We start from the raw sequence: 22692 nt of genomic DNA on the forward strand, positions 1-22692 counted from the left end.
TCGGTCGTCGGCACATTTTGGCTACAGGTGCCTCCAGGCTGTGGACAAACGGTTCTCCACAGCCTGGAATGACAGCAGGACGTCCATGGCGAGGAAGCGGGGGGACATGGGAGCTGAACAAATGGCCGCCGGGCCGCAGGACGGCGCCGTGCCGCCGCCGCGCCCGCTGGACGCCATCGACCAGGACATCCTGAAGATCCTCCAGGCGGACGGCCGGGCCTCGATACGGTCCGTCGCCGAACGCGTCCACGTCTCGCGCGCCAATGCCTACGCGCGTATCAACCGGCTCGTCGAGGACGGGGTGATCCGGGGCTTCAGCGCGCGCGTGGACCACGAACGGGCGGGACACGGCACATCGGCGTACATCACGCTGAAGATCGTCCAGAACAGCTGGCGCACGGTCCGCGAGCAGCTCAGGCAGCTGCCCGGCGCCTCCCACATCGCTCTGGTGGGCGGCGACTTCGATGTGCTGCTGCTGGTGCACACACCCGACAACCGGGCGCTGCGCGAGCTGGTGCTGACCCGGCTCCAGGCGATCCCCGAGGTGCTCAGCACCCGCACGCTGCTGGTGTTCGAGGAGGAGGACCTGGAGCCGGAGGGCTGAGGTCAGTCCTGGCGCAGCCCCGAGAAGACCAGCCGGACGACGGCGTCGGCCACCTCCTGCCCGCTCGCGCCCCGCGCGTCCGGCCGGTACCACTCCACGATCGAGTTGATCATCCCGAAGACCAGCCGGGTGGCCAGGCGGACCTCCACGTCGCCGCGTACGTCCCCGTCGGCCGCCGCCGCCTTCAGCAGCTCGGCGACCCGGTGGTCGAAGTCGCGGCGCCGCTCCAGCGCCCAGCGCTCGGTCTCGGTGTTGCCGCGCACGCGCAGCAGCAGCGTCACATAGGGCAGCTCGGCTATGAGCACCTCGACCATGCGGCGTACGACGTGCTCCAGCCGTCCGGCCGGACGCCCCGCGCGCGCGTGCTCCTCCTCCAGGATGGCGAACAGGCCGTCCAGGGCGCGGCTGACGGCCCGGCGCAGCAGCTCCTCCTTGCCGCTGACGTGGTGGTATATCGACGACTTGGAGATGCCGGCCGCCTTGGACAGGTGCTCCATGGAGGTGCCGTCGTAGCCGCGCTCGTTGAAGACGCGTACGGCGACGGAGAGCAGCGTCTCGGGCGTGTAGGTGTCGCGCTTGGCCGTGGTCATGAGGTGCCCTCCCGCTTGTCGGTGGCATACGCGTGGCGGTACAGCGCGAGGGAGGGCGCGTAGCGTCCGGAGGGGTCGCGCTCGTGCATCTCGTCCAGGACGTCGAAGGCGAAGTCGCGGCCGAGCCTGCGGTCCCACTCGAAGGGCCCGAGCGGGTAGTTGACGCCGAGGCGCATCGCGGTGTCGATGTCCTCCTCGGTGGCCACGCCCTTGGCGACGGCGTCGTGGGCGAGGTCGATGATCCGGGCGACCGTGCGGGCCACGATCATGCCGGGGACGTCGCCGATGACGCTGACCTCCTTGCCGAGCGCCTGGAACAGGCCGGTGGCCTCGGCGAGGGTCCGCGGCGAGGTGTCCTGGGCGGCGGACAGGGCGATGCGCGTGGCCGTGCGGTAGTCCAGCGCGAGGTCGAAGTAGACGACGTCCCGGAACTCGGCCGAGGTCTGGCCGTCGGCGAGGACGAGCTGGCCGCCGCTGGGCAGCACCAGGCGGGTGCCGTGGTCCTCGTCCTCGTCGCGGACCGGGATGCCCGCCTCGCGGATCATGGTCAGCAGTTCGGCGGCAGGACCGAGACCGCCCTCGGCGATGACGTAGGCGGGCGGCTGTTCCTTGTCGGCGGTGTGCGGCTCGGGCCGCTCGGCGCCGTCGGCGTAGTCGTACCAGCCCCGTCCGCTCTTGCGGCCGAGCCGTCCGGACTCCACCAGGCGGCGCTGGGCGAGCGAGGGCGTGAAGCGCGCGTCCTGGAAGAAGGACTGCCACACCGAGTGGGTGACGGACTCGTTGACGTCCTGGCCGATCAGGTCGGTCAGCTCGAACGCGCCCATCCTGAAGCCGCCGCACTCGCGCAGCACCGCGTCGATGGTGGCGGGGTCGGCGGCCTGTGCCTCGTGGACGGCGAACGCCTCGGCGTAGAACGGCCGGGCGATGCGGTTGACGATGAAGCCGGGGGTGTCCGCGCAGGCCACCGGCGTCTTGCCCCAGGCGCGGGCGGTCTCGTACGCGCGCGTGGCCGACGTGACGTCGGTGGCGAACCCGGAGACCACCTCGACCAGCGGCAGCAGCGGTGCCGGGTTGAAGAAGTGCAGGCCGACGAAGCGGCCGGGGTGGCGCAGGGTGCCGCCGACGGCCGTCACCGACAGCGAGGAGGTGTTGGTGGCGAGCAGGCAGTCCTCGGCGACGATCTCCTCCAGCTCGCCGAAGAGCCGCTGCTTGACGTCCAGCCGCTCCAGGACGGCCTCCACGACCAGCCCGCAGTCGGCCAGTTCCGCGAGGCTGTCCACGGGCTCCAGGCGGGCGCGGGCCGCGTCGCGGCCGGCTTCCGTGAGCCGGTTCTTGGCCACGAGCCGGTCGAGGCGGGCGCCGATCGCCACGGCCGCGTCCCGGGCCCGCCCGGGTGCTGCGTCGTAGAGCCGCACGGGGTGCCCGGCGACCAGCGCGACCTGGGCGATTCCCTGGCCCATGGTGCCGGTTCCGACGACGGCCACGGGGCTGCTGAGGTCGAGTGCTGTCATGTGCGCGATCCTCCCGCACGGGGTTTTCCACAGATGCGGCGGACCCCCTTGTACCGACCGATCGTTCGGTTACTCTAGCTCTGACCGCCCCATCCCGCTGCTCTTTCTGCCAGGTCCGAACTCGACGACGAGTTCTCCAGACGAGGAGTTGGTCCCGCATGGCCGCCGAACTGACCGCGCCGGAGCTGATCGAAAAGCACCGGCCCACGCTCGACCAGGCCCTGGAGGCCATCCGCACCCGCGCGTACTGGTCCCCGCACCCCGAACACCCCAAGGCCTACGGAGAGAACGGCAGCCTGGACGCCGCGGCAGGCAAGGCCGCCTTCGACGCCGTGCTGGGCACCCGCCTCGACCTCGGCCAGCCCGGCACGGACGACTGGGTGGGCGGCGAGGTCTCGCCGTACGGCATCGAGCTGGGCGTGACGTACCCGCACGCGGACGTCGACGTGCTGCTCCCGGCCATGCGGGCCGGGCAGCGGGCCTGGCGGGACGCGGGCCCGGAGGTCCGGGCCGTGGTCTGTCTGGAGATCCTCAAGCGGATCAGCGACCGGACGCACGAGTTCGCGCACGCCGTCATGCACACCAGCGGGCAGGCCTTCATGATGGCGTTCCAGGCGGGCGGCCCGCACGCCCAGGACCGCGGCCTGGAGGCGGTGGCGTACGCGTACGCGGAGCAGGTCCGCACCCCGGAATCGGCGGAGTGGACCAAGCCGCAGGGCAAGCGCGACCCGCTGGCCCTCACCAAGCGGTTCACCGCGGTCCCGCGCGGCATCGGCCTGGTCATCGGCTGCAACACCTTCCCGACCTGGAACGGCTACCCGGGCCTGTTCGCCTCCCTGGCCACCGGCAACGCGGTCCTGGTCAAGCCGCACCCGCGCGCGGTGCTGCCGCTCGCGCTGACCGTGCAGGTCGCCCGGGAGGTGCTGGCCGGGGCGGGCTTCGACCCGAACCTGGTGGCGCTGGCCGCGGAGCGCCCCGGCGAGGGCATCGCGAAGACCCTCGCCACCCGCCCCGAGATCAAGATCATCGACTACACGGGGTCGACGTCCTTCGGCGACTGGCTGGAGGCCAACGCCCGCCAGGCGCAGGTCTACACGGAGAAGGCGGGCGTCAACACGGTGCTCGTGCACTCCACGGACGACTACAAGGGCATGCTGTCCAACCTGGCGTTCTCACTGTCCCTGTACAGCGGCCAGATGTGCACCACCCCGCAGAACCTGCTCATCCCCCGCGACGGCATCACCACCGACCAGGGCCCCAAGTCGTTCGACGAGGTCACCGCCGACCTCGCCCGCGCGGTCGACGGGCTGCTCGGTGACGACGCGCGGGCGAACGCGCTGCTGGGCGCGATCGTCAACCCGGACGTCAAGGCCCGCCTGGAGGCCGCGGCCGGCCTCGGCGAGGTCGCCCTCGCCTCCCGCGAGGTCACCAACCCGGAGTTCCCGGGCGCGGTGGTCCGCACCCCGGTCGTCGTCAAGCTGGACGGCGCCAAGCCGGACGACGAGGCCGCCTACATGAGCGAGTGCTTCGGCCCGGTCTCCTTCGCCGTCGCCGTCGACTCGGTGACGGACGCGGTGGAGCTGCTGCGCCGCACGGTCCGTGAGAAGGGCGCGATGACGGTCGGCGCGTACACCACGGACCCCGGGACCGAGCGCGCCGTCGAGGAGGTCTGCCTGGAGGAGGCGGCCCAGCTCTCCCTCAACCTGACCGGCGGGGTCTACGTCAACCAGACGGCCGCGTTCTCCGACTTCCACGGCTCGGGCGGCAACCCGGCGGCCAACGCGGCCCTCACCGACGGCGCGTTCGTGGCCAACCGCTTCCGGGTGGTGGAGGTCCGCCGGGAGGTCTAGACCCTGGGCGCGGCTCCGGTCGCGCTCCAGTGGTACAGCGTCATCGCCACGCTGGTGGCCAGGTTGTAGCTGGAGACCTGCGGGCGCATCGGGAGGCGCAGCAGGTGGTCGGCCCGGGCGCGGAGTTCCGGCGACAGGCCGGAGCGTTCCGAGCCGAAGGCCAGCACGGCGTCGTCGGGCAGCTCGGTACCGCGGATGTCATCGCCCTCCGGGTCGAGGGCGAACAGCGGCCCGGCGGGCAGCTCGTCGACGCCGAGACGCTCGACGGCGGTCGCGAAGTGCAGGCCCGCGCCGCCGCGCACCACGGTGGGATGCCAGGGGTCGAGCGTGCCCGTGGTGACCACACCGGTCGCCCCGAAACCGGCGGCCAGCCGGATGACGGCACCGGCGTTGCCCAGGTTGCGGGGGTTGTCCAGCACCACGACGGGCGCGGTGCGGGGCGTGCGGGCGAGCGCGCGCAGGTTGGCCTCCCGGGACGGCCGTACCGCGAGGGCGGCCACTCCGGTCGGATGGGGCCGCGGGACGAGGGAGGCGTACGCCGGCTCTGGCACCTCCGCCAGGAGGGCCTCCAGGGTGTCGCGCACGTCCCCGGCCAGCTCCTCAGCGAGGGCGAGCGCGGCCCGCCGGTCGGTGGTGACCGCGACCGGCACCTCGGCCCCGAAGCGCAGCGCGTGCTTCAGGGCGTGAAAACCGTCGAGCAGCACGGCTGTGTCCGCGTGCTCGCGCCAGCGGCTCAGCGGCTCGCTCATGCGGTGAACCCTACGTGGTCCGCCGTGCTCTCCTCGGGTGAGCGCGGCGCGGGGACCGTACCGCCGCCGCGCCGGGCGAACCGGCCCCGTGCGCGTGCCGCCAGGCCGCCCAGCCGGCGCAGGAAGGACGTCGGCAGGAAGACCGAGTCGGCGGCGATCATCGCCAGTGAGAAGAACGGCAGTCCGAGGACGACCGCGATCACCGCGTGCTCGGTCATCATCAGCACCAGCAGGACGTTCTTGACCCGCCGGTTGAACAGGGTGAACGGGAAGGCGACCTGCACCATGACGGTTCCGTAGGCCACGATCATCATGATCGTGCCGCTGGACGACATCAGGTCGGCGAGGCCGGGCCAGGGCGAGAAGTAGTCCAGGTGGAGCGGGTAGTAGACGGCGGTTCCGTCCTGCCAGCGCGATCCCTGCACCTTGTACCAGCCGGCCGTGGCGTAGATCAGACAAGCCTCCGCCATGATCACGACCAGGGCGCCGTTGTGCAGGATGTTGGCGATGACGTCCAGCAGCATCCGGGGCTGCCGCCAGGTCTCCCGGCGTCCGACGGCCCACCACAGGCCGAGTCCCGCCCATGCCGTCCACAGCAGCGCCTCGATCAGCCAGCCGTTGTCGAACCGGCCGGTCACCGTCGCCGTGCCCAGCGCCAGGCCGAGCACCACCCACAGCACCGGTCCCACCCGGTCGGCAGGCACCCGCTCGCCCCGCGCGCGTGCCGCCGCGCCGTGGGCCGCGCGCCGCGCGTCGAGGGACCACACCTGTCCGCAGCGCGTGAACACCAGGTAGATGGCCATCAGGTGCAGGACGTTGTCGCCGCCGTCGCCGATGAACACGCTGCGGTTCTGCAGCGACAGCACGCCCACCATGAACAGCACGGACGCGGTCCGGGTGCGCCAGCCGAGCACCAGGGCCGCGCTGGCGAGGATGGCCAGCGTGTAGCAGCACTCGAACCAGAGCTGTCCGTCGGACCACAGCAGCGCAGTGAAGGCGTGGTTGCCGGCGGTCAGCTGCCGGGCGAGGTTCCAGCCCCACGGTCCGGCGGGGCCGTACAGCTCCTGGCGATGGGGGAACTCGCGCAGCAGGAACAGCAGCCAGGTCCCGGCGAAGCCGATCCGGATCACGGCGCTCTGGTAGGGCCCGAGGGCCGCCTCGGTGACCCGGGCGACACCGCGCGACAGCGTCAGGGAGAGACGGTTCACCGCACACCTCCGGCGGCCTCGTCGGCGGTCACGGACCACCAGGGCAGCAGGCGGTAGACGGGCTTGTCGGAGATCCGCTCACTACTCCATGGCGGCGGCTGCACATTGGTGGTGCTGGAACGGACCTGCACGCGCCGTATCACGCCTTCCCGGCTCGTCGGATCGTCCCGGTACAGCCGCATCACGACGATCCGGCGCAGGTACTGCTCGGACAGGGAGCCGCGCAGGCCGACGGGACGGTTGTCGGCGGCGTGCGTGGCGGTGAAGAAGTCCCAGGCCCGGCGCAGCTCGTTCTGCTGGGTGTGGCTGGGCGCCAGGTTGCCGTCGATGGCGGCGCCGTCCAGGGCGGACAGGTCGGTCCACCCGGTGGTGCGCAGGCCGCCGTCCCGCATCCGCACCTCGGCGCGGACCTGTACGGCGATGTTCTGCTGCAACGGGTTCGGGGCGAACAGCTTCCAGTTCTGCTCGAACTCCGGGTACACCCACTCCTCTATCGCCTTGCCGTGCTGCTTCGTCACGGTGTTGGCGGGCGCGAGGCTGAGGAAGACCATCAGCAGGTGCACACAGGCGGCCACGGCGACGACGGCGAGCGCCAGCGCGGCACCGACCTGGTAGCCGGGGGAGAGCGCGGCTACGCCGGTGCGGGGCCTGGGCGCCTCGGCGGGCGGGGGCGGCTGCGCGGAGTCTTCCGGGAGACGCGTCCCGGCCGGCCCGTCCGGGCCCTGCGGGCCCCGCGAGCCCTCGTCGTACGCGTCCATTCCGTCCCGTCCCCCGTTTCGGCTCATGCGGCTGGTCAGTTCGTTCGGCCCGTGCGGCCCGGTCGTCCGGCCCAGCGGTCGGCTGAGCGGGGCGGCGCGGGAGCGCAACGCCGGTCCCGGGCGTCACATGGTTCACAGCGCCGCTTCTCGGCGCTCGCACGGAACGGTACTCAGCCCCGGGCCCCGGGCGCAGCCCCGGGTACGGGCGACCGTGGTGGTCCTCGCCACGCGGTACGGCTCCTGCCACGGACGGCGGTACGACCTGCCGTGCCTTGTCCGTCCTTGTCCACAGGCTGTGGGCGCAGTTTTCCACAGCGGTTGACACCCACCGCGGCCCGGCACACCATGGACTACGCACGGACCGAACGATCGGTCGGGACACTGGCAGGGATGCAGGACCGGACAGAGTTCAGGCAGTCCGGGACGTGAGGGCCGGACAGTGTTCACCACAGTCCGGGACGTGAGGACCGGACAGAGTTCACCGCAGAGCCCGAGGTCAGGGGGACCGCATGGCGACAGCAGCCGCGCAGCGCACGGCCCGCACCGAGGCGGACGGCACACCGGACACCGCCGACACGGCGGCCTACCAGCGCGCCTTCGACGCGGCCGTGGCCGCCGACGAACGCATCGAACCCCGCGACTGGATGCCCGACGCCTACCGCGCGACCTTGGTCCGGCAGATCGCCCAGCACGCGCACTCCGAGATCATCGGCATGCAGCCGGAGGCCAACTGGATCACCCGCGCGCCCTCCCTGCGCCGCAAGGCGATCCTGATGGCCAAGGTCCAGGACGAGGCCGGCCACGGCCTGTACCTGTACAGCGCGGCCGAAACCCTCGGCACCGGTCGCGACGAGCTGCTCGACAAACTGCACAGCGGCCGCCAGAAGTACTCCTCGATCTTCAACTACCCCACCCTGACCTGGGCCGACGTCGGCGCGATCGGCTGGCTGGTGGACGGCGCCGCGATCACCAACCAGGTCCCCCTGTGCCGCTGCTCCTACGGCCCGTACGCCCGCGCGATGGTGCGGATCTGCAAGGAGGAGTCGTTCCACCAGCGCCAGGGCTACGAACTGCTGCTGGCCCTCAGCAAGGGCACCCCCGAGCAGCACGCCATGGCCCAGGACGCCGTGAATCGCTGGTGGTGGCCGTCACTGATGATGTTCGGCCCGCCCGACGACGAGTCCCAGCACTCCGCGCAGTCGATGGAGTGGAAGATCAAGCGCCACTCCAACGACGAGCTGCGCCAGCGCTTCGTGGACATCTGCGTCCCGCAGGCCGAGTCCCTGGGCCTCACCCTCCCCGACCCGGAGCTGCGGTGGAACGAGGAGCGGGGGCACTACGACTTCGGTCCGATCGACTGGACGGAGTTCTGGGAGGTCCTCAAGGGCAACGGTCCCTGCAACGAACAGCGGATCACCCAGCGCAGGCGCGCCCACGACGAGGGCGCGTGGGTACGGGAAGCGGCCGCGGCCTACGCGGCCAAGCACACCGGCGGCACCGGTGAGACAGGAGTGACGCGGGCATGAGCACCACCGACTGGCCCCTGTGGGAGGTCTTCGTGCGCTCCCGGCGCGGCCTCTCCCACACCCACGCCGGCAGCCTGCACGCGCCCGACGCCGAACTGGCCCTGCGCAACGCCCGCGATCTGTACACCCGGCGCGGCGAGGGCGTCTCCATCTGGGTCGTCCCCGCCGCCGCGATCACCGCGTCGTCGCCGGACGAGAAGGACCCGTTCTTCGAGCCGGCCGCCGACAAGCCCTACCGGCACCCGACCTTCTACGAGATCCCGGAAGGGGTGAAGCACCTGTGACCGCCACCGGCCCCGCGGCCCGCCCCGACACCGGCCCCGCCACCGTCCCGGTGACCGCCGCGCTCGCCCTGGGTGACGACGCCCTGGTGCTCTCCCACCGCCTGGGGGAGTGGGCCGGGCACGCCCCTGTCCTGGAGGAGGAGGTCGCCCTCGCCAACATCGCGCTGGACCTGCTCGGCCAGGCCCGGGTGCTGCTGTCCCTGGCCGGCGACGAGGACGAGCTGGCCTATCTCCGCGAGGAACGCGCCTTCCGTAACCTCCAGTTGGTCGAGCAGCCGAACGGCGACTTCGCGCACACCATCGCCCGCCAGCTGTACTTCTCCACCTACCAGCAGCTCCTCTACAGCGAACTCGCCACCGGCGACGGCCCGTTCGCGCCACTGGCCGCGAAGGCGGTGAAGGAGGTCGCCTACCACCGCGACCACGCCGAGCAGTGGACGCTGCGGCTCGGTGACGGCACCGAGACGAGCCATGAGCGGATGCGGCGGGCCTGCGACGCCCTGTGGCGGTTCACCGGCGAGATGCTCCAGCCGGTGGAGGGCCTGACCGCCGACTGGGCCCGGCTGGAGGAGCGCTGGCTGGAGTCCGTCACCGACGTTCTCTGCCGGGCCGGCCTCCCGGTCCCGGAGGGCCCGCGCACCGGAGCCTGGTCCGCGGGCGCCGGCCGGCAGGGCCTGCACACCGAACCGTTCGGCCGGATGCTCGCCGAGATGCAGCACCTGCACCGCAGCCACCCGGGGGCGTCATGGTGACCGCCACCGCCCTGGAGGAGCGGCTGCTGGAGCTGGCCGGCGCGGTGCCCGACCCCGAACTGCCCGTCCTCACCCTGCGCGAGCTCGGCGTGCTCCGCGCGCTGCGTGTCCACGGCGGCGACAGCGGCGACGCGGTGGAGGTCGACCTGACCCCCACCTACACCGGCTGCCCGGCCATCGAGGCGATGAGCCTCGACATAGAGCGGGTGCTGCGCGCCCACGGCATGCGCGAGGTCACCGTCCGCACGGTGCTCAGCCCCGCCTGGTCCACCGACGACATCACCCCCGAAGGGCGCGAGAAGCTCCGGGAGTTCGGCATCGCACCGCCGCGTGTGCGCCACGGGGACGGCCCGGTGCCGCTGACCCTCGGCCCGACCCGCACGCACGCCCCGCATGCCCCGCACGCCCCGCACGCCGACCGAGACCTGCACGGCACGGACACCGCGACCGAACCGGTCCGCTGCCCGCACTGCGGGTCGGCCGAGACCGAGCTGCTGAGCCGGTTCTCCTCCACCGCCTGCAAGGCACTGCGCCGCTGCCTGGCCTGCCGTGAACCGTTCGACCACTTCAAGGAGTTGTGATGGCCCGCTTCCACCCGCTCCCGGTGGCCGCGGTCGACCGGATCACCGACGACTCCGTCGCCCTGACCTTCTCCGTCCCGCCCGGGCTGCGTGAGGAGTACCGGCACGCGCCCGGCCAGCATCTCGCGCTGCGCCGCCGGGTCGACGGCACGGAGATCCGGCGCACCTACTCGATCTGCTCCCCCGCCCCCGACCCGGACGGCGAAGGCCCGGACAGCCTGCGGGTGGGGGTGCGGCTGGTCGAGGGCGGGGCCTTCTCGGCGTACGCGCTGAAGGAGATCAACGTCGGGGACGAGCTGGAGGTGATGACCCCGGCGGGCCGCTTCACGCTGGAACCGGCGCCGGGACTGTACGCCGCGGTCGTCGGCGGCAGCGGCATCACCCCGGTGCTGTCCATCGTCGCCACGCTGCTGGCGCGCGAGCCGGCCGCCCGGTTCTGTCTGATACGCGGCGACCGCACGGCCGCCTCGACGATGTTCCTGGAGGAGGTCGCCGACCTGAAGGACCGCTACCCGGAGCGGCTCCAGCTGGTGACCGTGCTCTCCCGGGAGGAGCAGCAGGCGGGCCTGCCGTCCGGCCGCCTCGACCGGGAGCGGCTCACCGGGCTGCTGCCCGCGCTGCTGCCGGTCGGTGAGGTGGCGGGCTGGTTCCTGTGCGGGCCGTACGGGCTGGTGCGGGGCGCGGAGCAGGCGCTGCGTGAACTGGGCGTGGCCCGGGACCGGATCCACCAGGAGATCTTCCACGTGGACGCGGGTTCGGCCCCGGCGGCCACGGCTGCGGCGCCCGCGCACAGCACCGTCACCGCACGGCTCGACGGTCGCGGCGGCACCTGGCCGGTGCGGGAGGGCGAGTCGCTGCTGGAGACGGTGCTGCGCAACCGGCCCGACGCGCCCTACGCCTGCAAGGGCGGGGTGTGCGGGACCTGCCGGGCCTTCCTGGTCGCGGGCGAGGTGCGCATGGACCGCAACTTCGCGCTGGAGACCGAGGAGACGGAGGCCGGGTACGTGCTGGCCTGCCAGTCGCATCCGCTGACGGAAAGAGTGGAGCTGGACTTCGACCGCTGACGCGTCCGTTCCCTTCTCCTGGAACCGCTGCACGCTGCACGCTGCACGGCTGCACCACTATCACGCCTGAGGAGAGCCTGGGCGACCTGCGCCACCCGTCCCCTCGGCTGACCGGCGCCCGGGAGGCCGGCGCCCGGAGGCCGGGGGCCGGGAGGCCGGAGGCCAGCGCCCGGGAGGCCGGGGGCCGGGAGCCGTGCACCGGGGCCGGGAAGGGCCCCGGGGCTACAGGACGAAGCCCGGCTTGCCGTCGTCGGTGAGGACCGGGCGGCCGGCGGCCTGCCAGTGCTGCATGCCACCGTCGACGTTCACCGCGTCGACGCCCTGCTGGACCAGGTACATGGTGACCTGGGCGGAGCGGGCGCCCGAGCGGCAGATGACGTGGACGCGTCCGTCCTGCGGGACGGCCTCGGTCAGCTCGCCGTAGCGGGCCACGAACTCGCTGAGGGGAATGTGCAGGGCTCCCCCGGCGTGGCCCGCCTGCCACTCGTCGTCCTCGCGGACGTCCAGCAGGAAGTCGCCGTCCTTGAGGTCCGTGACCTGGACCGTGGGCACACCAGCTCCGAAATTCATGGCTCCGACGCTACCCGAAGCGAGAAGCGGTTCAGTCCTGCCCCAGCAGGGCGGCCAGTTCCGCCTCCCGCTGGGCGATGTCGGAGCGCAGCCGGTCGGCGATCTCGTCGAGCAGCCCGTCGGGGTCGTCCGGTGCCAGGCGGAGCATGCCGGCGATCGCGCCCTCCTCCAGTTCGCGAGCGACGAGGGTGAGCAGCTCCTTGCGCTGGGCGAGCCATTCGAGGCGGGCGTACAGCTCCTCCGCTGGGCTCGGGCGGCGCTCGGGCGGTACCGGTCCGGCGGCCCACTCCTCGGCCAGCTCCCTGAGCAGGTCCTCGTCGCCGCGGGCGTAGGCGGCGTTGACCCGGCTGAGGAACTCCTCGCGCCGCTTCTGCTCCGCTTCCTCCTGGGCCAGGTCGGGGTGGGCCTTGCGGGCCAGCTCGCGGTAGAGCTTGCGGGCCTCCTCGCTGGGCCGCACCCGCTGCGGGGGCCGTACCGGCTGGTCGGTGAGCATGGCGACGGCCTCCGGGAACAGGCCGTCACCGTCCATCCAGCCGTGCAGCAGTTCCTCCACGCCCGGGATCGGCATCACCTGGGCCCGGGCCTCCGCGGCGCGGCGGATGTCCTCGGGGTCGCCGGTACGGGCGGCCCTCGCCTCGGCGATCTCCGCGTCCAGCTCCTCGATACGGCTGTAGAGCGGGCCGAGTCGCTGTTCGTGGAGGCGGGCGAAGTTCTCGACCTCGACGCGGAAGGTCTCCACGGCGATCTCGTACTCGATCAACGCCTGCTCGGCGGCCCGTACGGCCTGTTCGAGCCGTTCCTCGGGGCGGGGGGCCTGGGACTGGCCGGCTTCCGGGGTTGTCACCCGCCCAGCGTAGCCGTTGCCCCGGCCCGGCCCGGGTGCGGTTCCCACGCTCCCCGCACACCACCCCGGGGACCCCGGGAAGCCGTCCCGTCCCCGCCCGGGAACCCACCCACGAGAGCGCCGGAACCGCGCTCTAGACCCCCAGCTCCGCCTCGATCCGCCCCGCCCTGATCCCCGCGACCAACTCGGCGTGGTCCGCCTCCGTGCGGTCGGCGTAGACGACGGCGAAGTCGGCGATCGCCTCGTCCAGCTCCTCGTTCTTGCCGCAGTAGCCGGCGATCAGCCGGGGGTCGGCGCTGTGGGAGTGGGCGCGGGCCAGCAGGGCGCCGGTCATGCGGCCGTAGTCGTCGATCTGGTCGGCGGCGAGGGCGGCCGGGTCGACGCTGCCCTTGCGGTTGCGGAACTGCCGCACCTGGTACGGGCGCCCCTCGACGGTGGTCCAGCCCAGCAGGGTGTCGCTGACGACCTGCATCCGCTTCTGCCCGAGGACCACGCGGCGCCCCTCGTGGGGCACCGTGGGCGCCTCGAAGCCGGCCGTGACCAGGTGCGGGACGAGCGCGGAGGGACGGGCCTCCTTCACCTGGAGGACCAGGGGCTCGCCACGGTGGTCGAGGAGCAGGACGACGTACGACCGGGTGCCGACGCTGCCGGTGCCGACCACCCGGAAGGCGACGTCGTGCACGGCGTGCCGGGCGAGCAGCGGGTGGCGGTCCTCACCGAGGGTGTCGACGTACGACTCCAGGGACGCGGCGACCGCGGCGGCCTCCGCGTCCGGGACGCGGCGCAGCACCGGCGGCGCGGGCACGAACCGGCGTCCGCCGTCCGGCACCGACTCGGTCGACTTCGCGGCGAACCGGCCGCTGGTGTTGGCCCGGGCCTTCTCCGAGACCCGCTGGAGCGTGCCGAGCAGGTCGTGGGCGTCGGTGTGGGAGACCAGTTCCTCGTCCGCGATGGCGTTCCAGGCGTCGAGCACGGGCAGCTTGGCGAGCAGCCGCATGGTGCGGCGGTAGGCGCCGGCCGCGTCCTGGGCCGCGGCGCGGCAGGTGTCCTCGTCGGCGCCCGCCTCGCGGCCGGCGAGCACCAGTGAGGCCGCGAGCCGCTTGAGGTCCCACTCCCAGGTGCCGTGCACGGTCTCGTCGAAGTCGTTGAGGTCGATGACGAGGTCGCCGCGGGCGTCGCCGTACAGCCCGAAGTTCGCCGCGTGCGCGTCACCGCAGATCTGGGTGCCGATCCTCGTGGTGGGGGTGCGCGCGAGGTCGTACGCCATGAGTCCGGCGGAGCCGCGCAGGAAGGCGAAGGGGGTGGCCGCCATCCGGCCCACGCGCAGCGGGGTCAGTTCGGCGATGCGGCCGGCGTTGGACTCCGCCACCGCGCCCACCGCGTCGGGGCGGGCGGCGTCCAGGTCCAGTGTGCGGTGGGCGGAGCGCGGCACGCCCGCCCGGAGCGCCTTGCCCTCCTGCTTCGGCGAGCCCTGCGGCGGCCATGCGGCGAACCCGCGCACCCGGGGCAGACGGTGTGTGCCCCGGTCCGCCGCGTCCGTCACTTCCACATCGGTTCCGGTCACCGCGACCGCCTCCCCCGCACGGCCCGCCCCCCTGCGAACAGGCGACGGTACGAACATCAACTCGGGGAGACGGTACAACCGGTGGCCGAAAAGCGTCAGACCCTGTGGAGGACTCCCCGGGGCCCAGCCCCTGAAGACCCTTCTGCGACCCGCCATCCGAGTGTCAGCGCCTCTTCGGCGCCGAAGCAGGTGAGCAGCCGCCATGCCGACGCCGACCAGGCGAACACCGCGTCCTGCCCGAACTCCCGGCCCAGCGCCCGCGCTTCGTCGTCACTCAGGCCGACGACCGCCACGCTCTCCTCGGTGTGCCGGCCCTCCGGGTCCCCGCCGACAGCGGGCCACCACACAAGCCCCCGCCGGCGCAGCAGGCCGAGCAGTTCCCGATGCGCGCGGTGGTTGTGCTGTGCCGAGGCGCGGGTGCCCCGGGGGTTGTGGGCCGTGACCACGTGGAGGGTCTCCCCGTGCGGGACGGGAAACCGGCCGGCTGCCACTCCGGGCGGTGCCGGGGTGATGCGGACCGGTCCTCCGGGCAACTCCACGTCCACCACGGCCTGCTGGTAGAGACTCCACTGGGGCGTTCGCGTGATCGGGATGCCGGCGGTCATGGGGGTCTCCGTTCGAGAGGGACCCCCTTACCCGCCGGGCAGGGAGATCCGCGCTTACCCCCACGGGACCGTGGGGGCCCGGTCTTCCCTGGAGGGCACCTTGCGCGGTGAGCGAGGTTGCCAGCCGACGCTCGTCCAGGGGCGCGATCGGCTTCGTGACCGAGGCGGATCCTGACACAGGGGCCGGCGGGAAGTCCAGCTCCCGGAAGGCGAGGCCACCTCCCCGCCTGCACCTCCCCGCCCGCACTCCCCGCCTCCTCGCGAAGAACCGGCCACGGACCCGGCGTTCGGATCCGCGGCCGGCCGCTCCCGACGGCCCGTCGCTGCCGTCACATCCGCGTCACATCTGCCGTCACCTGCGCGATCGGATCTGCCGTCACATGACGGCCTTGTACCCCTTCCATCCCGTGGCGATCTTCACGCGGCCCCCGAACGAGCCCTTGCCGTTGCCGTTGTAGCGCCAGACGGTGCCCGCGGTGTCACGGGCCACGAGGTCCGCGCGGCCGTCGCCGGTGAAGTCGCCCGCGCCGACGACCGCGTTGTAGGAGGCGCCCCAGTCCGCGAACACCTTGACGCGGGCCTTGAAGCCGCCCGTGCTCGTGGTGTTGGCGTCGTACCGCCACAGCTCGTTGGACTTGTCCTGGACGAGGAGGTCGCCGCGGCCGTCGCCGTTGAGGTCACCGGCGCCGACGATCTTCTTGTAGCCGGTCCAGTGGGAGGCGATCTTCGTGCGGGCGGAGAGCTTGCCGTTCGCCGCGCCCTTGAAGAGGTAGACGTCCCCGGTCGAGGACTGGCGGCCGATCAGGTCGGGCCGGCCGTCGCCGTTGACGTCGCCGGGTGAGGTCAGGACGTCGTACGCGTTCCAGCCGGAGGTGCCGAGCGAGGTGTACGGCGTGGCGGGCGTCGGGGCCTTGCCGCAGGCCGGGCGGTAGGCCCGCAGGGCGCCGCCGGTGCGGACCAGCACGTCGTTGCAGTGGTCGCCGTTCAGGTCGCCGAACGGCACGATCCGGGCGGTGGTCGGCCAGCCGGAACCGGAGACCGTGCCGCCCAGGGTTCCCGTACCGGTGCCGCGCCGGACGGTGAGGGTACCGGAGGAGCTGAGGGTGAGGACGTCACCGATCCCGTCGTTGCCGGCGTAGTCGCGCGGTGCCGCCGTTCCCGCGGTCACCTTGACGTCACCGGAGAGGGTGAGCGCGGCGCCCTGGCCGTCGGCGGGCCGGGCGGTGAGGGTCCAGGTGTAGGCGCCGTTGATGACGAGGCGGCCCGCGGTGTCCCTGCCGTCCCAGGCGGCCGTCAGCAGGCCCCGGGCCGCGCCGCCGGAGAGCGTACGGACGGTGGCGCCGGACGCCTTCCGGCGGACGGTCACCTTCCAGTCGGCGGCGGGCCTGGACAGCCACCAGGTGCCGGACCAGTTCGCGGAGCCCGCGGTGACCGTGGCGTCGACGGCCGTGAGCGGGGACGCCGGGACGCCGGCCGGTACGACGTGCACGCGCTGGTCCCGGTCGGCGTAGGCGACACCGCCGCCGAAGCGGTCCACGGTCCAACTGGTCCCGGCTCCGGTGTTCTCCGGGCCGAGGTCGGTCCAGTCGGCCAGCTCACGGCTCGGCAGGTCCGTGTGACTGCCGCCGGACGGCAGCCCGTTGTGCAGGTCGAGCAGCCTCAGCCCGCTGTCCGACTGGGTGCCGGGAACCCGCTCGACCAGGTATCCGTCCCCGAGCAGGACCCGGCCGTCCGGGGCGGTGGAGGTGCGCTTGGTCGACCGGTCGTACAGCCCCGCGCCGTGCGGGTCGCCCCAGCTGTCCCGGCAGACCCAGTAGACGAAGCGGCCCACGGCCTGGAGGTCGGAGGGGGTGCAGCCGTTGCGGGTGGTGAAGGACTCGACGGCGGTCCCCGCGGGGAGCCTGGTGGCCGTGACCTTCCCGCCGCTCGCCGCGCCGCTCCACAGGGTGTTCCCCCACACGGCCGCGGCGACCCGGTCGCGCTTGAGCAGGACCTTGCCGGCCCCGGCGGTGGCGAACTCACCGATGTACTGCTTGCCGGAGGAGGCGCCCTCGACGACGGCGTACCGCCCGGAGAGGTCCGTGAGCTCCGGGGAGTCGTCGCCGGTGTCGAGGGTCGGGCCCCAGTCGGCGGCGCCGTTGGTGCGGAGCATGGTCAGGCCGGACTCGGTGGCGTCGCGGCGGCCGTGCCGGCCGGTGCCGTCGGCGAACATCCGGATGCAGCGGGGCGTGGTCTCGTCGCAGAACCCGTCCCAGCCGCTGACCAGGCCGTCCACGGTGGTCCGTGCGGCACTCGGGGTGCCGCTCGTGGTGAGCCAGGTGCTGCGGTAGGCGCCGAGGATCGTGTACGGCTGGTAGAGCGTGCTGTTGTCGGCCGTGGTGAGGATGCCGCTGCCCAGGGAGAGTCCGTGGACCTGCGCGGGCATCGGCTGTACGGCGGTCAGGCGGCTGCGGGTGACCGAGCCGTCGGCGCCCTCGGCGACCCGGTACACGCCCCAGTCGAGGTCACCCTGGTCCACGTACTCCGCGGCGCCCGCCACCAGGACGGAGCCGTCCGGGGCCTGGACGAGTTGGTGGGCGGCCGGGTCCATGACCTTGGTCAGGGCCGTGTCCGAGCCGTCGGACGTGAGGGCGAACAGGGGCTGGCCCCGGTACTTGTCGTCGCCCGGCGACATCGGCTCGACGCCCAGCAGTACCGAGCCGGCGACGCCGTAGGAGGCCTCGTACGTCAGCGAACTCGTCTCCAGGGTGCGGGGCGTCGCGGCCGGGTCGGCCCGGTCGAGCAGGTCCGCCTTGCCGCGTCCGGTGCGCAGCCGCAGCACCGAGCCGGGGCTCAGCCGGAAACCGGTCACCTCCCAGGCCTCCTGCGGATCGGGCCGGTCGGGCAGCGCCGCCGCCGCGCCGGTGGCGAGGTCGACGATGCTCCAGTGCCTGCCGTCCTCCGTCTCGTAGCGCAGGATGACGGACCGTGCGTCGCCGTCCTCCACGCGGATGTCGTGGGCGCCGCCGGGCAGTCCCGTCACCGGCGTCCGGCGGACCTCGCCGTCGGCGGCCCTCAGGAGCTGGTAGGCGTCGGGGTTGCCGGCGAGGTCGCTCGTGCTGGTGAGCACGGTGTCGCCGAACGTGCCCTCGTACGTGTGGCCCTCGGGCACCGGCACCACGACGGTGCCGCCCGCCGTTCCCGCGCCCTTGACGAGCGTGACCTGGGCGTCCTCCTCCGAGTAGAGGGCGACGGTGTCCGATCCGTCGCCGTAGTGGCCGGGTTCGAAGGAGACGTCCCCGCGGTAGGAGCCGTTGTCGATGTCGTACTGGAGCGGGACCGGCATGCGCTGGTCCAGCGCGGTGGTGGCGCCGGTGGCGTAGTCCGTCCACAGGTACCGGTCGTCGCCCTCCTGCACCCACAGGAAGCCGCTGGTCCCGGCGTTGAGGATCCAGGTGAAGCGCGGGACGGCCCGCGCGGCGGCGGGCAGGACGAGTTCTCCCGCGGCGACCGTGGGCGCGGCCGGCACCGCCGTCGCGGGTGTGGCCATCAGGGGCAGGCCGAGGCCGAGCGCCGCCGCGAGGACGGCCGCGGTGCGTCGTGCCGGGCGTGATGCGGGCTGGGGTCTGTGCCGGTGCGTACCGAGCCGGGCCACCGTTCCTCCAGAGAGCAGGGGAGGCATGGGCGGAGGTACGGCAACGCTCTGGCATCCCCTCCGGCCCCCCGGCCGCTCCCCCCACGCGCGCGTGCGGAGAAGGCTAACAGCATGGACATGACGCTCTCGGCGGGTTTCCCGAGGAGGAGCGGCGCCTGACCCCGGGCCCTGCCCGTGACTTAGTTCACAGACGGGCCCCGGCACACCGACGCCGGACTGTGCGATCCCCCACAACTGCGAGTACAACGAGAAACGGGCCCCTGCCGTGACTTCCGTCACCGGCAGAGACCCGTCTCATCGGTTTCTCTGTGCGCGAGGGGGGAGTTGAACCCCCACGCCCTTGCGGGCACTGGAACCTGAATCCAGCGCGTCTGCCTATTCCGCCACCCGCGCATTGGGTGTGCCTTCCGGCTCCGGCCCTTTCGGCCCGGCCCCTTCCGACACCCAGAACATTAGCACGTCGTACGGGGTGGATTCACATCGCTTCCCGCCCGGCCCCCACCCCCGGCGCGCGCGGCACACGCCTCAACGAGGCGCCCACCGAACGCCGCACGTATCAAGGAGGCGCGCTTCTCGTATCAACCTCGTACCGGTCCGGGCCGTCTGCCCGGGAGGCGGACCGGCTCCACAGCCGGGTGCGGGACACTGGACTTCGCCCGCCTCTACGATCCATGGCAGCAGGACACGCACCCGGGAGTTCGAAGGGGAGCCGCTGGGGGAACCGGCTGATTGGCGGGCGCGTAGATACGATCAGTGAGCAGTACCGGCAGTACCCGGCAAGGCAGCCGCCCGACAGCGACCGAGCGGCGGCCGAGGCGGCGGCACAGGACAGGCAAGACGACGGCAGGGACGGAGGAGGTGCCCCATGGGAGTCCTGAAGAAGTTCGAGCAGCGTCTCGAAGGTCTGGTGAACGGCACCTTCGCCAAGGTCTTCAAGTCCGAGGTCCAGCCCGTGGAGATCGCCGGAGCGCTCCAGCGGGAGTGCGACAACAACGCCACCATCTGGAACCGTGACCGGACCGTCGTGCCCAACGACTTCATCGTGGAGCTGAGCGCGCCGGACTACGAGCGCCTCAGCCCCTACTCCGGGCAGCTCGGCGACGAGCTGGCCGGCATGGTGCGCGACTACGCCAAGCAGCAGCGCTACACCTTCATGGGGCCGATCAAGGTCAACCTGGAGAAGGCCGACGACCTGGACACCGGTCTGTACCGGGTGCGCTCGCGCACCCTCGCCTCCTCCAGCAACCAGCAAGGGGCACCGCAGGCTCCCGGCGCACCGGCGGCCGGCCGCCCCGCGGCGGGCGCCCCCGGCGGCTACGGCTACCCGCCGGCCGCCCCGCCCGCCGGCGCGCCCCCGATGCCCTCCGCACCGCCGCCCGGCACCCGCCCCGGCGGGTACGGCTACCCGCAGCCCGCCACGCAGCGGCCGGCCGCGGCCCCGATGAGCGGCGCGCGCACCCGCTACTGGATCGAGATCAACGGCACCCGCCACCAGATCTCCCGCCCGACGCTGGTGCTGGGCCGCAGCACCGACGCCGACGTGCGGATCGACGACCCCGGCGTGTCCCGCCGGCACTGCGAGATCCGGACCGGAACGCCCTCGACGATCCAGGATCTCGGCTCCACCAACGGCATCGTGGTGGACGGGCAGCACACCACCCGCGCTACGCTCCGCGACGGCTCGCGGATCGTCGTGGGCAGCACCACCGTTATCTATAGGCAAGCCGAAGGGTGAAGCGGGGGCAATGTCAGAGCTGACCCTCACGGTCATGCGGCTGGGTTTCCTGGCCGTACTGTGGCTGTTCGTGATCGTGGCCGTGCAGGTCATCCGGAGCGACCTGTTCGGTACGCGCGTCACCCAGCGCGGATCGCGTAGGGAGGCGGCACGGCCGCAGCAGCCGGGCCGGCAGCAGACCCGGCAGCAGGCCACGCCCCCGCCGCAGCGCGCCCAGCAGGGCGGCGGCGGCCGGCGTGGCCGCAACGCCCCCACCAAGCTGGTCGTGACCGAGGGCACACTCACCGGCACCACCGTCGCGCTGCAGGGCCAGACGATCACCCTGGGCCGGGCGCACGACTCCACGATCGTGCTGGACGACGACTACGCCTCCAGCCGCCATGCCAGGATCTACCCGGACCGTGACGGCCAGTGGATCATCGAGGATCTCGGTTCCACCAACGGCACCTACCTGGACCGGTCCCGGCTGACGACCCCCACACCGATCCCGCTGGGCGCGCCGATCCGCATCGGCAAGACCGCAATCGAGCTGCGGAAGTAGTGCTACGTCATGAATGAGCGCGAGCGGAGCGAGCACGCAGCGGCAGGCCGCCACCCGGTCTCCGGCGCGCTCCCGACCGGAGGGTGGGCAGTGTGGCTCGACACGACCGGCTGCATTCGGAGCCGACGGGCGAGGTGCGCATGAGTCTGTCACTGCGCTTCGCCGCCGGATCGCACAAGGGCATGATCCGGGAGGGCAACGAGGACTCCGGTTACGCCGGTCCGCGCCTGCTCGCCATCGCCGACGGCATGGGCGGCCAGGCGGCGGGCGAGGTCGCCTCCTCCGAGGTGATCTCCACCCTGGTCACGCTCGACGACGACGTGCCCGGCTCCGACATCCTCACCTCCCTGGGCGTCGCCGTGCAGCGCGCCAACGACCAGCTGCGCGCCATGGTCGAGGAGGACCCCCAGCTCGAAGGCATGGGGACGACCCTCACCGCGCTGCTGTGGACCGGCCAGCGGCTCGGTCTCGTGCACGTCGGCGACTCGCGCGCGTACCTGCTGCGTGACGGTGTGCTCACCCAGATCACCCAGGACCACACCTGGGTGCAGCGGCTCGTCGACGAGGGCCGGATCACCGAGGAAGAGGCCACCACCCATCCGCAGCGCTCGCTGCTGATGCGCGCCCTCGGCAGCGGCGACCATGTCGAGCCCGACCTGTCGATCCGCGAGGTCCGGGCCGGCGACCGCTATCTGATCTGCTCCGACGGCCTGTCCGGGGTGGTCTCCCACCAGACGATGGAGGAGACCCTCGCCAGCTACCAGGGCCCGCAGGAGACCGTGCAGGAGCTCATCCAGCTCGCGCTGCGCGGCGGCGGCCCCGACAACATCACGGTCATCGTCGCCGACGTGCTCGACCTGGACACCGGTGACACCCTCGCCGGGCAGCTCTCCGACCAGCCCGTCGTGGTCGGCGCCGTCGCCGAGAACCAGCACCACCTGCACGACAACGGCATCATGCAGACCCCGGCGGGCCGCGCCTCCCACCTGGGCCGTCAGGGCCAGGGGCACGGCGGCGGCGAGTTCGGCCCGCCCGGCTCCGGTGACACCACCGGCTACATCCCGGCCGACGGCTTCGGCGACTACGCCGACGACGACTTCACCAAGCCGCGCAAGCGGCGCAGATGGCTGAAGACCTCGCTCTACGGCGTCCTCGCCCTCGCCGTCGTCGGCGGCGGCCTGTACGGCGGCTACCGCTGGACGCAGACCCAGTACTACGTCGGCGCCAAGGACGAGCACGTCGCGCTGTACCGCGGGATCAGCCAGGACCTGGCCTGGGTGTCGCTGTCGAAGGTGGAGAAGGACCACCCCGAGATCGAACTCAAGTACCTGCCGCCGTACCAGCAGAAGCAGGTGAAGGCGACGATCGCGGAGGGTGGCCTGGAGGCGGCCCGGACGAAGGTCCAGGAGCTGGCCGTGCAGGCCTCCGCCTGCCGCAAGCAGGCCGAGCGCCAGACGGCCGAGCGCGCGCGGGACAACGCCAAGGGCGGCCAGGACAAGACCGGCGGCACCGGCACGTCCACCGGCGCCACCACGCAGACCGCCTTCGTCAAGGCCTCCCCGACGCCGAACACGACCCCGAACCCGTCGGCCTCGAAGACGTCCCCGACGTCCCCTTCGAAGTCTCCGTCCACGACCCCGTCCGCGACCCCCAGCCCCGGCCCGACTCTCTCGGAGGACGAGCAGAAGGTCGTCTCGCTGTGCGGTAAGCAGTAGGCAAGCC

General features: G+C 72.6%; 20 protein-coding genes, 1 tRNA gene and 1 riboswitch. Of the genes, 10 read left to right on the forward strand and 11 right to left on the reverse strand.

Going from position 1 to position 22692, the window contains the following annotated elements; all coding sequences use genetic code 11:
* Positions 1 to 106: 106 nt before the first annotated feature.
* Positions 107 to 604: an Lrp/AsnC family transcriptional regulator gene (locus C3492_RS22350; protein ID WP_374938359.1), complete on the forward strand. Its 498-nt coding sequence runs from the start codon at positions 107 to 109 to the stop codon at positions 602 to 604.
* Between the two features lie 2 nt (positions 605 to 606).
* On the opposite strand, the gene C3492_RS22355 is transcribed toward C3492_RS22350, so the two are convergent.
* Positions 607 to 1194 carry a TetR/AcrR family transcriptional regulator gene (locus C3492_RS22355; protein WP_014673823.1) on the reverse strand — a complete coding sequence of 196 codons (588 nt, stop codon included), beginning with the start codon at positions 1192 to 1194 and terminating at the stop codon, positions 607 to 609.
* The gene (locus tag C3492_RS22360; RefSeq protein ID WP_103813543.1) at positions 1191 to 2705 is read right to left on the reverse strand and encodes a 3-hydroxyacyl-CoA dehydrogenase; all 1515 of its coding nucleotides are present in this window, start codon (positions 2703 to 2705) and stop codon (positions 1191 to 1193) included. Before C3492_RS22360 ends, C3492_RS22355 begins: the two co-directional genes overlap by 4 nt.
* 158 nt (positions 2706 to 2863) lie before the next feature.
* Here C3492_RS22360 and paaN point away from each other — a divergent pair, with 158 nt between their 5' ends.
* The gene (gene paaN, locus C3492_RS22365; protein ID WP_103813544.1) at positions 2864 to 4555 is read left to right on the forward strand and encodes a phenylacetic acid degradation protein PaaN; all 1692 of its coding nucleotides are present in this window, start codon (positions 2864 to 2866) and stop codon (positions 4553 to 4555) included.
* Here paaN and C3492_RS22370 read toward each other — a convergent pair.
* Genes C3492_RS22370 through C3492_RS22380 form a run of 3 tightly spaced genes read right to left on the reverse strand, consistent with a single transcriptional unit; the run spans position 4552 to position 7270 of the window.
* Complete coding sequence (locus C3492_RS22370) at positions 4552 to 5304, reverse strand: RNA methyltransferase (RefSeq protein ID WP_103813545.1); 753 nt, start codon at positions 5302 to 5304, stop codon at positions 4552 to 4554. The two genes, paaN and C3492_RS22370, sit on opposite strands and share 4 nt — an antisense overlap.
* On the reverse strand, positions 5301 to 6512 hold the full coding sequence (locus C3492_RS22375) for an HTTM domain-containing protein (protein ID WP_103813546.1): 1212 nt from the start codon (positions 6510 to 6512) through the stop codon (positions 5301 to 5303). Before C3492_RS22375 ends, C3492_RS22370 begins: the two co-directional genes overlap by 4 nt.
* Positions 6509 to 7270: a DUF5819 family protein gene (locus tag C3492_RS22380; RefSeq protein ID WP_103813547.1), complete on the reverse strand. Its 762-nt coding sequence runs from the start codon at positions 7268 to 7270 to the stop codon at positions 6509 to 6511. The genes C3492_RS22375 and C3492_RS22380 overlap by 4 nt, the downstream gene beginning before the upstream one ends.
* Positions 7271 to 7779: 509 nt before the next feature.
* Here C3492_RS22380 and paaA point away from each other — a divergent pair.
* Genes paaA through C3492_RS22405 form a run of 5 tightly spaced genes read left to right on the forward strand, consistent with a single transcriptional unit; the run spans position 7780 to position 11477 of the window.
* Complete coding sequence (gene paaA, locus C3492_RS22385; RefSeq protein WP_103813548.1) at positions 7780 to 8796, forward strand: 1,2-phenylacetyl-CoA epoxidase subunit PaaA; 1017 nt, start codon at positions 7780 to 7782, stop codon at positions 8794 to 8796.
* Entirely contained in the window at positions 8793 to 9080 is a 288-nt protein-coding gene (gene paaB / locus C3492_RS22390) for a 1,2-phenylacetyl-CoA epoxidase subunit PaaB (protein ID WP_014673816.1), read from the forward strand. The genes paaA and paaB overlap by 4 nt, the downstream gene beginning before the upstream one ends.
* A complete protein-coding gene (gene paaC / locus C3492_RS22395; protein WP_103813549.1) occupies positions 9077 to 9832 on the forward strand; it encodes a 1,2-phenylacetyl-CoA epoxidase subunit PaaC in 756 nt (251 codons plus the stop codon). Before paaB ends, paaC begins: the two co-directional genes overlap by 4 nt.
* Entirely contained in the window at positions 9826 to 10413 is a 588-nt protein-coding gene (gene paaD, locus C3492_RS22400) for a 1,2-phenylacetyl-CoA epoxidase subunit PaaD (protein ID WP_103813550.1), read from the forward strand. Before paaC ends, paaD begins: the two co-directional genes overlap by 7 nt.
* Positions 10413 to 11477 carry a 2Fe-2S iron-sulfur cluster-binding protein gene (locus C3492_RS22405; RefSeq protein ID WP_103813551.1) on the forward strand — a complete coding sequence of 355 codons (1065 nt, stop codon included), beginning with the start codon at positions 10413 to 10415 and terminating at the stop codon, positions 11475 to 11477. The genes paaD and C3492_RS22405 overlap by 1 nt, the downstream gene beginning before the upstream one ends.
* Before the next feature lie 222 nt (positions 11478 to 11699).
* Here the strand turns inward: C3492_RS22405 and C3492_RS22410 are convergent, their stop codons facing one another.
* From C3492_RS22410 to C3492_RS22435, 6 genes are all read right to left on the reverse strand, one after another.
* Positions 11700 to 12029 carry a rhodanese-like domain-containing protein gene (locus C3492_RS22410; RefSeq protein WP_103813552.1) on the reverse strand — a complete coding sequence of 110 codons (330 nt, stop codon included), beginning with the start codon at positions 12027 to 12029 and terminating at the stop codon, positions 11700 to 11702.
* A gap of 49 nt (positions 12030 to 12078) precedes the next feature.
* Positions 12079 to 12891 carry a hypothetical protein gene (locus C3492_RS22415; RefSeq protein WP_103813663.1) on the reverse strand — a complete coding sequence of 271 codons (813 nt, stop codon included), beginning with the start codon at positions 12889 to 12891 and terminating at the stop codon, positions 12079 to 12081.
* A 133-nt stretch (positions 12892 to 13024) separates the two neighbouring features.
* Positions 13025 to 14512, reverse strand: coding sequence for a DUF2252 domain-containing protein (locus tag C3492_RS22420; protein WP_374938360.1), 1488 nt, complete (start codon positions 14510 to 14512; stop codon positions 13025 to 13027).
* A 38-nt stretch (positions 14513 to 14550) separates the two neighbouring features.
* Positions 14551 to 15060 carry a DUF3293 domain-containing protein gene (locus C3492_RS22425; RefSeq protein WP_103813554.1) on the reverse strand — a complete coding sequence of 170 codons (510 nt, stop codon included), beginning with the start codon at positions 15058 to 15060 and terminating at the stop codon, positions 14551 to 14553.
* Positions 15061 to 15105: 45 nt separating this feature from the next.
* A riboswitch (SAM riboswitch) is annotated at positions 15106 to 15221 on the reverse strand.
* Between the two features lie 215 nt (positions 15222 to 15436).
* Positions 15437 to 18721 carry an FG-GAP-like repeat-containing protein gene (locus tag C3492_RS22430; RefSeq protein WP_107500674.1) on the reverse strand — a complete coding sequence of 1095 codons (3285 nt, stop codon included), beginning with the start codon at positions 18719 to 18721 and terminating at the stop codon, positions 15437 to 15439.
* A gap of 282 nt (positions 18722 to 19003) precedes the next feature.
* Positions 19004 to 19087, reverse strand: a tRNA-Leu gene (locus tag C3492_RS22435).
* A gap of 472 nt (positions 19088 to 19559) precedes the next feature.
* Here C3492_RS22435 and C3492_RS22440 point away from each other — a divergent pair.
* The 3 genes from C3492_RS22440 (at position 19560) to C3492_RS22450 (ending at position 22685) form a co-directional block, all read left to right on the forward strand.
* A complete protein-coding gene (locus tag C3492_RS22440; protein ID WP_103813555.1) occupies positions 19560 to 20429 on the forward strand; it encodes a DUF3662 and FHA domain-containing protein in 870 nt (289 codons plus the stop codon).
* A gap of 10 nt (positions 20430 to 20439) precedes the next feature.
* On the forward strand, positions 20440 to 20970 hold the full coding sequence (locus tag C3492_RS22445; RefSeq protein WP_103813556.1) for an FHA domain-containing protein: 531 nt from the start codon (positions 20440 to 20442) through the stop codon (positions 20968 to 20970).
* A gap of 140 nt (positions 20971 to 21110) precedes the next feature.
* Positions 21111 to 22685, forward strand: a complete 1575-nt coding sequence (locus tag C3492_RS22450; protein ID WP_181140498.1) for a Stp1/IreP family PP2C-type Ser/Thr phosphatase — start codon at positions 21111 to 21113, stop codon at positions 22683 to 22685.
* Positions 22686 to 22692: the final 7 nt, after the last annotated feature.

It is taken from the genome of Streptomyces sp. Ru62, assembly GCF_002920615.1.
Lineage (GTDB): Bacteria > Actinomycetota > Actinomycetes > Streptomycetales > Streptomycetaceae > Streptomyces.